This is a genomic window from Pseudoroseicyclus aestuarii (assembly GCF_003217255.1).
Taxonomy (GTDB): Bacteria; Pseudomonadota; Alphaproteobacteria; order Rhodobacterales; family Rhodobacteraceae; genus Pseudoroseicyclus; species Pseudoroseicyclus aestuarii.
Map to the genome: position 1 here is coordinate 1 of NZ_QJTE01000004.1, position 12130 is coordinate 12130.

Annotated in this window: 10 protein-coding genes and 1 tRNA gene; 4 read left to right on the top strand and 7 right to left on the bottom strand. The window is 68.2% G+C overall.

Going from position 1 to position 12130, the window contains the following annotated elements; genetic code table 11:
* From DFP88_RS11925 to DFP88_RS11935, 3 genes are all read left to right on the top strand, one after another.
* On the top strand, positions 1–585 hold a 585-nt coding region (locus DFP88_RS11925; protein ID WP_110814861.1), incomplete at its 5' end, for a hypothetical protein.
* Between the two features lie 143 nt (positions 586–728).
* On the top strand, positions 729–1007 hold the full coding sequence (locus tag DFP88_RS17535) for a helix-turn-helix domain-containing protein (protein WP_146227487.1): 279 nt from the start codon (positions 729–731) through the stop codon (positions 1005–1007).
* Between the two features lie 74 nt (positions 1008–1081).
* Positions 1082–1885: a tyrosine-type recombinase/integrase gene (locus DFP88_RS11935; protein WP_245904804.1), complete on the top strand. Its 804-nt coding sequence runs from the start codon at positions 1082–1084 to the stop codon at positions 1883–1885.
* A 74-nt stretch (positions 1886–1959) separates the two neighbouring features.
* Here the strand turns inward: DFP88_RS11935 and DFP88_RS11940 are convergent.
* Positions 1960–2034, bottom strand: a tRNA-Val gene (locus DFP88_RS11940).
* A 192-nt stretch (positions 2035–2226) separates the two neighbouring features.
* Here DFP88_RS11940 and DFP88_RS11945 point away from each other — a divergent pair.
* The gene (locus DFP88_RS11945) at positions 2227–3126 is read left to right on the top strand and encodes a 5'-methylthioadenosine/S-adenosylhomocysteine nucleosidase (RefSeq protein ID WP_110814865.1); all 900 of its coding nucleotides are present in this window, start codon (positions 2227–2229) and stop codon (positions 3124–3126) included.
* Here DFP88_RS11945 and DFP88_RS11950 read toward each other — a convergent pair.
* The 6 genes from DFP88_RS11950 to DFP88_RS11975 form a co-directional block, all read right to left on the bottom strand.
* On the bottom strand, positions 3123–4247 hold the full coding sequence (locus DFP88_RS11950) for a Hint domain-containing protein (RefSeq protein WP_110814867.1): 1125 nt from the start codon (positions 4245–4247) through the stop codon (positions 3123–3125). The genes DFP88_RS11945 and DFP88_RS11950 overlap by 4 nt on opposite strands.
* 171 nt (positions 4248–4418) lie before the next feature.
* Positions 4419–6830 (bottom strand): endopeptidase La, encoded by a 2412-nt coding sequence (lon, locus tag DFP88_RS11955; RefSeq protein ID WP_110814868.1) that lies wholly within the window; start codon positions 6828–6830, stop codon positions 4419–4421.
* A 344-nt stretch (positions 6831–7174) separates the two neighbouring features.
* Positions 7175–8266, bottom strand: coding sequence for an alkene reductase (locus tag DFP88_RS11960; RefSeq protein ID WP_110814870.1), 1092 nt, complete (start codon positions 8264–8266; stop codon positions 7175–7177).
* 161 nt (positions 8267–8427) lie between these two features.
* On the bottom strand, positions 8428–9765 hold the full coding sequence (gene dgt / locus DFP88_RS11965; protein WP_342767721.1) for a dGTP triphosphohydrolase: 1338 nt from the start codon (positions 9763–9765) through the stop codon (positions 8428–8430).
* Positions 9762–10886 carry a tRNA guanosine(34) transglycosylase Tgt gene (gene tgt, locus DFP88_RS11970; RefSeq protein WP_110814872.1) on the bottom strand — a complete coding sequence of 375 codons (1125 nt, stop codon included), beginning with the start codon at positions 10884–10886 and terminating at the stop codon, positions 9762–9764. The genes dgt and tgt overlap by 4 nt, the downstream gene beginning before the upstream one ends.
* Positions 10887–11011: 125 nt before the next feature.
* Entirely contained in the window at positions 11012–12121 is a 1110-nt protein-coding gene (locus DFP88_RS11975) for a S1C family serine protease (protein WP_110814874.1), read from the bottom strand.
* Between the last annotated feature and the right edge of the window lie 9 nt (positions 12122–12130).

A 12130-nucleotide genomic window follows, 5' to 3' on the forward strand; every position in this document is an offset into this window, starting at 1 on the left:
GACATCCGCGATTACCTGCACCTCGGCTGGGGCATGCTGGCCGTGATGCACCCGCCCTGCACCCGGCTCTGCAACAGCGGCGTCCGCTGGCTGCACGAGCCGCCGAAGAACCCGCCCGCTGATGCGAGTGCCGAGGAGCGCGCGGACTGGCCGACCCTCTCGTCAGAGGCGCGCCGCGCGATCATGTGGCGACTGCTGGACGAGGGTGCCGCGCTCTTCACCGCCTGCTGGCAAGCCCCCATCCCGCGCGTCGCGATCGAGAACCCGGTGATGAACCCGCACGGCCGCGCCCGCTTGCCCGCTGACCTGCCGAAACCGCAGATCGTCCAGCCCTGGTGGTTCGGCGAGCCTGCCTTCAAGGCGACGGGCTTCTACCTGCGCGGCCTGCCGCAACTGGCAGCCACGCAGCGGCTGACGCCACCGAAGGCCGGCACGTCCGAGCACAAGGTCTGGAGCGCGATCCACCGCGCGCCGCCGGGCCCAGACCGCTGGAAGATCCGCAGCCGCACCTTCGAGGGCGTGGCCGAGGCCTGCGCCGAGCAATGGGCCGGCACCGTCACCGAAGCAGCCGAGGTGACGGCATGAGCGGCGGCGTCAGCACCGGAGACAGGATCGCCTGCGGATGTGTCGTGCACCAATGGTGTGGGCGGCATGGATGCGCGAAGGCGGCGGCGGCCTCTGCAAGTGTACAAGGACCGCCGGATCAGCACCAGGAGGAGCAATAGAGCATGCCAGCCGCACGCCCCTACACACCAGAAACCCTTGCCGCTCGCTGGGACGTCAGCGCAACGTCGATCCGCAACATGTGTCAGCGGGGCGATCTTAGTCATTTCCGGATCGGGAAGCTGTACCGGATTCCCGCCACAACGGTCGAGGAGGTTGAATGCCAGACATTAGTATTGGGCGGTTCCGGGGAGGCTTTTGCGTCTACTGGCGCGAGGGCGGAAGACGACGACGTCATCAGCTTGAGGCACGCACCCGAGCGGAGGCCGAGCCGGAGGCGCTAGACGTCTATCGCCGCGAGGCCTCCCGGCCAGGAGGCCTGACTGTATCCGAAATTTGGACAGCCTACTGCGACGACTTGGGCGACAAGCCGGCGGCGAAGACACTCGGCTATACTGGGAAGGCGGTCCTCGCGCACTTCGGCAGCTTCCGTCCAGACCAGGTGACGCGTGACCTTTGCCGCGCCTATGCGGTGAAACGCGAGGCCGCAGGACGTTCGCAAGGCACGATCCAGACCGAGCTAGGCCACCTTGCGATGGCTCTTAATTTTGGACGCGCCTCGCTGCGCCAAGCCTCGGCCGGCGACGTGTGGCGGCCGAACAAACCCGCTCCGAAGGATCGATGGCTGACGCATGAAGAGATCGACCGACTTCTGGCCGGGGCCGGCGCGCCGCACATCAGACTTGCGATTCACCTCTTGCTGTCTACCGCCGCTCGGGTTGGCGCCATCCTCGACCTGACGTGGGATCGAGTCGACCTCAACCGCGGCCAAATTGATCTGCGCCTACCTGACAGTCGGACACGGAAGGGCCGCGCCGTGGTTCCAATGAACTCTGGTCTTCGCACCGCTCTGACGGCTGCTCACGATGCCGCGCTATCCGACTTCGTGGTCGAGTATGCGGGCGGCCAGGTGAAGAGCATCCGAAAAGGCTTCGATGGCGCAGTCGAGCGAGCCCAGCTCAAGGATGTCACGATCCACACGCTCCGCCATACTGCCGCGGTGCATATGGCCGCCGCCGGTATCGACATGCGTCGGATCGCGCAGTTCCTCGGGCACACCAACACCGCGACGACCGAACGGGTCTACGCGAGGTTCGCCCCAGACCACCTGGCGGATGCCGCCGAGGTGCTGGACTTCGTGAAGCTGAAGAGGGTTCACTGACCGAACTCAGGTTCAATGAACCGAGGGACACTTTGTATTCAGCTACTTAAATGGCTGATATATTGCGGTAAAAGTGGTGGGTGATGAGGGATTTGAACCCCCGACATCTTCGATGTGAACGAAGCGCTCTACCACTGAGCTAATCACCCATCGGAGCGCCGTTTAGCGGGCGGCGCGGCCCGGCGCAAGCCCTTCACGCGTTGACGAAGCGTCCAATTTAAAGGCGGCCTGCCCGCTTTGACGGCGGAGGGCAGAAAGCCCCCTATTCTCTTGTTGCGAAAGCATTGACGCCAGAGGGGAAAGGGGACGCCATGCCACTTCCTCGACATCCGGAGAGACCGATGCGTTACGCCCTAGCCGCCCTGCCCCTCGCCACGCTTGCCCTGCCGCTGCAGGCCGCCGAACTTCTCGATCCCGAGCCGCGGATCGCGGTCATGTCCGCCTTCGCGCCCGAGTGGCAGGTGCTGCGCGGCGCGCTGGAGGATCCGCAGGATCACATGCTGCATGGCATGACCTTCGTCACCGGCAGCCTCTCCGGCCAGGAGGTCGTGGTGATGCTCTCGGGCGTCTCGATGGTGAACGCGGCGATGACGACCCAGATGGTGCTCGACCATTTCGACATCGAGGCGCTGGTCTTCTCCGGCATCGCCGGCGGTGTCGATCCCGAGCTGTCGATCGGCGATGTCATCGTGGCCGAACGCTGGGGCCAGTACCTCGACGCGGTCTTCGCGCGCGAAACATCTGACGGGGTCTTCGAGATGCCCGGCTGGATGACCTCGGACTTCGACAACTTCGGCATGATCTACACCCGCGACGTCAGCCTCGAGCAGATCGAGGATGGCGGAAAGCAGTTCTGGTTCGAAACGGATCCGACCCTGCTCGAGGCGGCGGCCCGCGCGGCCGAGGGGCTGACGCTCGAGGACTGCGACGCGGAAGAGACCTGCCTGCCCGACGCGCCCCAGATCACCATCGGCGGCAGCGGCGTCTCCGGCCCGGTCTTCGTCGACAACGCGGACTTCCGCCAGCATGCCGCCGATCAGTGGGGCGCCTCGGTGCTGGACATGGAAAGCGCGGCCGTTGCCCAGGTGGCGCAGGTGAACGCGGTGCCGTTCATCGCCTTCCGCTCGCTCAGCGACCTCGCCGGCGGCAGCGCCGAGCCGAACGAGATGGCGACCTTCATGGACCTCGCCGCCGGCAATTCCGCCGCGCTGGTGCAGGCCTTCCTCGCCGAGCTGGACTAAGCGCCCGCGGGCGCCGCATCCGCGGTCGCTGCCGAGTTCAGGGTCCGGGCCCACCGCTCCGTTTCCCGCCGGGTCAGGCGGGTGCGGACGGGGGCGCCGTAAGTGCCCACCGGATCGGCAGCAAGGCCGGGATGCAGCGCCTCGAGCGCGCGGCGCTGCGGCCCCGTCAGGAGGCGCAGCGCCGTCGGCCCCGGATAGAAGCTTTCGCTCGGCACGCCCTCGGCCAGCAGCAGCTGGTGCTGGTCGAGAAGAAGGGTGACATAGGTCACCTGCCGCAGGCCGCGCATGATGCGCACGCCGCGCAGCGCCGTCAGCCCCTTGGCCCGAACCAGCGCCCCCTCGCCCGCAGCGCCCGATGCACCGGGCCAGGCGATGCAATGCTGCGGCGAGATGGCAAGGTCGCGGCGCGGCAGCCCCTGCCCCATGGCGCCGGCACGGATCACGATGGGCCGATGCGCATCCTCCGCCTCCGCGAAGGTCATCTCGCGCCGCAGGATCAAGCGGATCGGCTGCGGGCCGGCATCGACCGTCGTGACCAGATCGCCAACGGAAAGATCCTCGATCGCCACCTCGCCCTGCGGCGTCATCAGCCGCGTCCCGGCGGCATGGCAGACGGGGGCGATGTTCTGGTTGCCGCTTGCCGTGATCTCGACATCGTTACCAGCGGGCGTGAAGTCGATGTCCAGCGTCTGGATCGAGGTGATGCCCTCGAGATCGCCGACCGAATCGTCGACGACCGCGAAGTAGCGCACCGGCCCACCGAAGAGCGGGGTCGCCTCTATGAACACGATCTCGCTGCTGCCGCCGTTGCCCGACAGGTCGCGCTGCGAGGCGCCTCCGTCGTATGTCACGGTGACCACGTCGCCCGAATTGTCCGGGACGGGAAGACGGATCGAATAGGTGATCCCGTCGATCTCGAGACTGCCGCTGTGGGTATTCGCCGTCTCGTTCAGCTCTCCGATGTAGCCGAGGGTGTTGGTCAGGTCCGTGTCGCTATAGGTCGCCGTATCCACCACGCCCAGAATGTCACCCGCGCCGCCGGACGCCGCCGTGTAGAGCGTGTTCGCGGAGATCGAGGACAGCTCGATCAGGTCGTAGATCGGCGTGTAAAAGGCAGGCATGCGACCCTCCGGCGGTGATGCGGAGCGTCAGTGTGGCGGCGGCGGATTGCGATTTCGCTAAGGCCCGGGTTGCCGGTGCGGGGCAAGCGAGCGGCAGGATCCCATAACGGAAAAGGGGGCGCGCCCTCACGGGCGCGCCCCCTCTAACGGTTAGGGCCTGTACTGCGGCGATCAGTGCGTGATCGCCCCGGTCACCGCGTTGCGAACCTCCAGCGCGCGGGCGGCGGCGGCGGCCTCTTCTGCCTCCTCGTCCCACTCGATCGCCTCGGGCTGGCGGATCAGCGCGCGCTTGAGCACCTCGGAGACGTGGGTGACGGGGATGATCTCCAGCCCCTCCTTCACGTTGTCCGGGATCTCGGTCAGATCCTTGACGTTCTCTTCGGGGATCAGGACCGTCTTGATCCCGCCCCGCAGCGCGGCGAGCAGCTTCTCCTTCAGCCCGCCGATCGGCATGGCATTGCCGCGCAGGCTGACCTCGCCGGTCATGGCGATGTCCTTGCGGACCGGGATCTGCGTCAGCACCGAGACCATGGAGGTCACCATGGCCAGACCGGCCGAGGGGCCGTCCTTGGGCGTCGCCCCGTCCGGCACGTGGACGTGGATGTCCGTCGTGTCGAACTTCGTCGGCTTCACCCCAAGGCTGGGGCTGACCGAGCGGACGTAGCTGCTGGCGGCGTCGATGGATTCCTTCATCACATCGCCGAGTGTCCCGGTGGTCTTCATCCGGCCCTTGCCCGGCAGGCGCAGCGCCTCGATCTGCAGAAGATCGCCGCCGACCTGCGTCCAGGCGAGGCCGGTGACCACCCCGATCTGGTCCTCCTTCTCGGCCAACCCGTAGCGATGCCGCTTCACGCCAAGCAGATCCTCGAGGTTATCGGCCGTGACCGTGACCTTCTCGGTCTCCTTCTTGATCAGCTTCGTCACCGCCTTGCGCGCGATCTTCGCCAGCTCGCGCTCGAGGTTCCGCACGCCCGCCTCGCGGGTATAGGTCCGGATCATCTCGGTCAGCGCGGCATCGTCGATCTCGAACTCCTTGGGCTTGAGACCGTGGTTCTTCATCACCTTGGGCAGAAGGTGCTGCCGGGCGATCTCGCGCTTCTCGTCCTCGGTGTAACCGGCGAGCGAAATGATCTCCATCCGGTCCAGAAGCGGGCCGGGCATGTTGTAGGAGTTCGCCGTGGTCAGGAACATCACGTTGGACAGGTCGTATTCGACCTCGAGGTAGTGATCGACGAAGGTGCCGTTCTGCTCGGGGTCGAGCACCTCGAGCATGGCCGAGGCCGGATCGCCGCGGAAGTCCTGCCCCATCTTGTCGATTTCATCGAGCAGGATGAGCGGGTTCGTGGTCTTCGCCTTCTTCAGCGCCTGGATGATCTTGCCGGGCATGGAGCCGATGTAGGTCCGGCGGTGGCCGCGGATCTCGCTCTCGTCGCGCACGCCGCCAAGGCTGATGCGGATGAACTCACGCCCCGTCGCCTTCGCGACGGACTTCCCGAGGGAGGTCTTGCCGACGCCCGGAGGGCCGACGAGGCACATGATCGGCCCCTTCAGCTGCTTGGAGCGCTGCTGCACGGCAAGATACTCGACGATCCGTTCCTTGACCTTGTCGAGGCCGTAGTGGTCGTCGTCGAGGATCTTCTCGGCGGCGCCAAGGTTCTTCTTGGTGCGCGACTTCACGCCCCACGGAATGGCCAGCATCCAGTCGAGGTAGTTGCGCACGACGGTCGCCTCGGCGGACATCGGCGACATGTTCTTGAGCTTCTTGATCTCGGCCTCGGCCTTCTCGCGGGCCTCGGTCGAGAGCTTCGTCTCGGAGATGCGCTTCTCCAGCTCGGCGACCTCGTTCTGGCCGTCCTCGCCGTCGCCCAGCTCCTTCTGAATGGCCTTCATCTGCTCATTCAGGTAGTACTCGCGCTGGGTCTTCTCCATCTGCGACTTGACGCGGGTCTTGATCTTCTTCTCGACCTGCAGGACCGACATCTCGCCCTGCATCAACCCGTAGACCTTCTCCAGCCGCTCCGCGACGGTCAGCGTCTCGAGCAGGTCCTGCTTCTGGCCGACATCGACGCCAAGGTGCCCGGCCACGAGGTCGGACAGCTTGGCAGGCTCGGTCGCCTCGGTGATCGCCGAGAGCGCCTCTTCGGGGATGTTCTTGCGGATCTTGGCATAGCGCTCGAACTCCTGCGCGACGGAGCCGGCAAGCGCACGCACGATCTCCTCGTCGCCCAGCGATTCCTCGAGCGCCTCGACGCGGGCCTGGAAGAAGTTCTCGTTCTCCTCGAAGCCGGCGATGCGCACGCGGCTCTTGCCCTCGACAAGGACCTTCACGGTGCCGTCGGGCAGCTTCAGAAGCTGCAGCACATTGGCGAGAACGCCGGTCTTGTAGATACCCTCGGCATCGGGATCGTCGACGCCGGGATCGACCTGGGACGACAGCAGGATCTGCTTGTCGTCGGCCATCACCTCCTCGAGCGCGCGGACGGATTTCTCGCGGCCGACGAAAAGCGGGACGACCATGTGCGGGAACACCACGATGTCCCGCAGCGGCAGCACCGGATAGGAGGGGCTCATTTGGTCTTCCATTTCGGATGTCCTTGTTCTTGGCAAGACGGCCTGGCCCCGAGGCATCAGCGACCTTGTGGCCGTCTCCTGTCTGGACCCACAATCTGGGGGGTGCGGGCCGGTGTTTCAAGCGGCGCATTGCCACCGCGGGCCGGTGCCTCGGCGCGGGTGCCCGCAACTGTCACGGAGCCCTGCGGTGGCTGTGACCTGCCGCCGCGATGCTGCCGCAGGCGCGGCGCAATGCCGCCTCAGTCGCAGTAGGCTGGGTCCCGCGTCCTGCGGGCCTGCCGCTGCTTGCGGCGCCCCGAGACGCGAAGGGCGGTCCCGAGGGGCCGCCCTTTTCCTGCCTCGAACGGGATCAGCGCCTATTCGGCGGCCTCGAGCGTCGGGTAGTCGGTCAGGCCCTCGCGCCCGCCGCCGTACATCGTCTCGGGGTTCGGCTGGTTCAGCGGCGCATCGCGGCGCAGCCGCTCCACGAGGTCGGGGTTGGCGATATAGGGCCGACCGAAGGCCACGACATCGGCAAAGCCGCTGGAGACGGCCTCGTCGGCCATCGCCTTGTCGTAGCCGTTGTTGGCCATGTAGGGGCCCTTCCACAGCGCGCGCAGCGCCTCGATGCTCTGGCCGTCGGGCAGCTCGCGCGGGCCGCCGGTCGCGCCTTCGACCATGTGCAGATAGGCCAGACCGTAGCGGTTCAGCTCTTCGACGACATAGCCGTAATGGGCCATCGGATCGCTGTCGATGCCGTCGTTCGCCGGGGTGAAGGGCGACAGGCGGATACCGGTGCGGCTGGCGCCGATCTCGGCGGTGACGGCGTCCAGCACCTCGAACAGGATGCGGGCGCGGTTCTCGATGCTGCCGCCATAGGCGTCGGTGCGGCGGTTGGAGCCGTCGCGCAGGAACTGCTCCAGCAGGTAGTTGTTCGCGGCGTGCACCTCGACGCCGTCAAAGCCCGCCTGCTTGGCGCAGCGCGTGGCATGGGCGAAATCCGCGACGAGACGCGGCATCTCGTTTTCCTCCAGCGCGCGCGGCTCGGAGGTTTCGACAAAGCCGCTCTCGACGAAGGTCTTGGCATCGGCGCGGATCGCCGAGGGGGCGACAGGCTGCTGCCCGTCCGGCTGCAGGCTGGTATGGCTGATCCGCCCGACGTGCCAGAGCTGCAGGACGATCTTGCCGCCCGCCTCGTGCACCGCGTCGGTGACCTTCTTCCAGGCCGCGACCTGGCCCTCGGTGTAGATACCGGGGGCAGAGAGGTAGCCCTTGCCCTCGGGGCTGATCTGCGTCGCCTCGGTGATGATCAGCCCGGCGCCGGCGCGCTGGCGGTAGTAGTCGACATGCATCTCGCCGACCTCGTCGGTGGCATTGTCGGCGCGGTTGCGGGTAAGCGGGGCCATGACCACGCGGTTGGCCAGGGCAATGTCGCCCAGGGTGGTGCTATCGAAAAGGGTCTTGGACATCTGTGGGCTCCTGATTGGGCACAGCGCCTCAGATGGGCTCGCGCTGCAGCGCAGCAAGCCCCGCCGCCCCGCGACGCGGCGGCACGGGCCCTCGGGCAGCCAGCGGTCCTGGCAGTCTCGGCTTTTCGCGACGGGTCAAGATGGCCGCCGACCGCTCGCCGCTACTGCCCCGAGAGCATCCGCGCGGTCGAGATGGCATAGCGGTCCGTCATGCCCGAGACGAAGTCCGCCAGCGCATGCAGCGCCGTCTCCGGCCCCGCGACGCCGCGCAGGTCCAGCGACAGGGCGCGCACGACCTGGGCATGATGATCGGGCAAGGCGCCCTTGTCCCAGCCCGCCCGGCCCAGCGCCTCGAGGACCGGCATCACGCCTTCCAGCACCTGGTGAATCACCCGCCGGCCCGACACCTCGAGCCGGGTCTTGCGCGGCGTGGTGAAGATCCGCTCCTGCGCCAGCGCCTCGATCCGGGCGAACTCCCCTGCCCGGTCCGAGGCTTCGATGAGCGAGCGCGAGAAGGTCCCCGCCATGATCGCGGCGTGATTGGCGCAGAAGGCCTCGACGCAGCCCGCGACCGCCGATCCGATCGCCATGGCGCGCAGCATGGCGATGACTTCGCCCGGGCTCTGCCCGGCGGTGTCGCGGTTGGGTCGCCCCGCCAGCTCGTAGAGCGGCTGGTAGACCGCGTCGTAGGGCAGATCGCCCGCGGTGAAGGCGTCTTCGAGATCGACGATGTTGTAGCAGATGTCGTCCGCCGCCTCGACGATGAAGACCAGCGGATGGCGCCGCCACCAGCCCGCCTCGGCCGGCAGGCCGCAACCCTGCGCCACCTCGGCCCAGAGGTCGGCCTCGGCGGCGAAGACGCCGAACTTCTTCAGCCCGGCATAGCCCTTGCGCACATCCTCCGGCAGCGCCGCCCGCGCCGCTGCGGTGACGGGGTACTTCATGAAGGCGCCGAGGGTCGCGTGGCTCAGACGCATGCCGCCGGAATCGCGGTACATCTCCAGCCGCGAGAGGATGCGGAAGCCCTGAGCATTGCCTTCGAAGGCCTCGAACTGCGCGCGCATCGCGGGGTCCAGATCCGCCGCCAGCCCCCTGCCCGAAGCAAAGCGCTCGGCGAACCAGCCGCCGATCGCCGCCTCGCCGGAGTGGCCGAAGGGCGGATTGCCGATGTCATGCGCCATGCAGGCGGCCTGCACGATGCCGGCCAGCGCATGCTCCTCGCCCGGCGCGATTGCGCCTTCGTCGATCAGCCACTGGCCGATCCGCATCGCCAGCGACCGGCCGACGCTGCCGACCTCGACCGAGTGGATCAGCCGGTGGTGGATGTGGTCATGATCGTAAAGCGGATGCACCTGCGTCTTGTTCGCCAGCCTTCGGAAGGGCGCGGAAAAGACGATGCGGTCGTGATCCTGCACGAAGATCGACCGCATCGGCCGCGCCTCGTAGCCGGCATCGCCCAGCCGCCGCGGGCTGAGGAGATCCGCCCAGCGCATGGTCATAGCCGCTCGATGTCCCCTTCGGCGCGCAGCGCGTGGAAGTCCGCTTCGAAGGCGGCAAAGCGCCCCTCGGCGATGGCGCCGCGCATCCCGGCCATGAGGTCCTGGTAGTACTGCAGATTATGCGCCGTCAGCAGCATGCCGGCGATCATCTCGCCGGCGCGCACGACGTGGTGCAGATAGGCGCGCGAATAGCCGCGGCAGGCCGGGCAGGTGCAACCCTCGTCGAGGGGACGCGGGTCCTCGGCATGGCGCGCGTTCCGAAGGTTGACCTGCCCGCGCCGGGTCCAGGCCTGCCCCGTCCGCCCCGAGCGGGTGGGCAGCACGCAGTCCATCATGTCCACGCCGCGCTTGACCGCGCCCAGAATGTCGTCGGGCTTGCCCACGCCCATCAGGTAGCGCGGGCGATCCTCGGGCAGCATGGCGGGGGCGTAGTCCAGAACGCCGAACATCGCCTCCTGCCCCTCGCCCACGGCGAGGCCGCCGATGGCATAGCCCTCGAAGCCGATGGATTTCAGCGCCTCGGCACTTTCCTCGCGCAGCGCGCGCGTCACGCCGCCCTGCTGGATCCCGAAAAGGGCATGGCCGGGCCGGTCGCCGAAGGCCTCGCGCGAGCGCTCGGCCCAGCGCATCGACAGGCGCATCGCCTCGGCCACCCGCTCTTCCGTCGCGGGCAGCGCCGGGCATTCGTCAAAGCACATCACGATGTCGGACCCCAGCAGCCGCTGGATCTCCATCGACCGTTCCGGGGTCAGCACGTGCTTGGAGCCGTCGACATGGCTGCGGAAAGTCACGCCCTCTTCCGTCAGCTTGCGCAGATCGGCAAGGCTCATCACCTGGAAGCCGCCGGAGTCGGTCAGGATCGGCCGATCCCAGTTCATGAAGCGGTGCAGCCCGCCCAGTCGCGCGACACGCTCGGCCCCGGGGCGCAGCATCAGGTGGTAGGTATTGCCCAGCAGGATGTCGGCGCCGGTCTCGGCGACCTGTTCGGGCAGCATCGCCTTGACCGTGGCGGCGGTGCCGACGGGCATGAAGGCGGGCGTGCGGATGGCCCCGCGGGGCGTGTCGATCCGCCCCGTGCGGGCCGCGCCATCGGTGGCGTCAAGCGTGAAGGAAAATCGCATGAGCGCGCTCTAGCCCCCTGCCCCGGCCAGCGCAACGGGCGAGGTTTGCGGCTGCCCCCCGGCGGGGGGCAGCGCCGGGCCGAGGGGGCTCGATGCCCCCGAGGGCCGGCTCCCCCCCCCAGCGGCTATTGCAGCTGCAGCACCACCTCGCGCCGCGCACCGTCCTTCTCCAGCCCCAGCGTCACCTCGTCCCCGACCCGGCGGCGGTCCAGGGCCGCCAGCAGCGCGTCGAGCGTGTCCACCGGCAGCCCGTCCAGCGTCTTGATCACGTCGCCCGGAATGATGCGCCCGTCGCGCGAGAGCTGTGCGTGCGTGATGCCCGCCCGCGCCGCATCGCTGTCCGGCATCACCTCCAGCACCAGCGCACCCTCCAGTCCCTGCCGGTTCACCGCCGCGTTTATCTGGCTGTCGAAGCCCAGCCCCAGCGAGGGCGGGCTGTAGCGCCCGGTCTCGATCAGCTGCGGCACGACCCGCAGCACGGCGCCGACCGGCACGGCAAAGCCGATGCCGGCATTGGCGCCCGAGGGCGAGTAGATCGCCGTCGTCACCCCCACCAGCCGCCCCGAGGCATCGAGAAGCGGCCCGCCGGAATTGCCCGGGTTGATCGCCGCATCGGTCTGGATCACGCCGCGGATGGTGCGCCCGCCCTCTTCCTGAAGATCGCGATCCAGCGCGCTGACGATGCCGGATGTCAGCGTCCAGTCGAGGCCGAAGGGATTGCCGATCGCCAGCACCGATTGCCCGACCTCCAGCCCGCCGGCCTCGGCCAGCGGCAGCGGCGCGGGCAGGTCCCCGGCCGCGATCCTCAGCACGGCAAGGTCATGGCCCGGCGCCGTGCCCACGACCTGCGCATCCAGGCTGCGCCCGTCCGCCAGCTGCACCACCGCGCGCGAGGCGCCGGCGATGACGTGGTTGTTCGTCACCACGTAGCCATCCGCGTTCCACAGGAAGCCAGAGCCGGAGCCGAGCGGACGTTCCCCCACCCGGCGCGAGAAGGGATCGCGCACCTGCGCCGAGGTGGTGATGGCCACGACCCCCTCGCGCGCGGCGCGGAAGACGGCGATGGTCCGCTCCTCCGGCAGGGCGAGCGGCGCCTCGGCGGCGGGCAGCGGCAGGGCCGAGGGGGCGCGCGGCGCGGCGGTCTCCGGGGCCAGTGCCAGCCCCAGCCCGATCCCGGCGGACAATGCCACCCCCAGCGCCAGACCGATCACGAAGACGAGGGAACGGGCAGGCATCGCCGAACT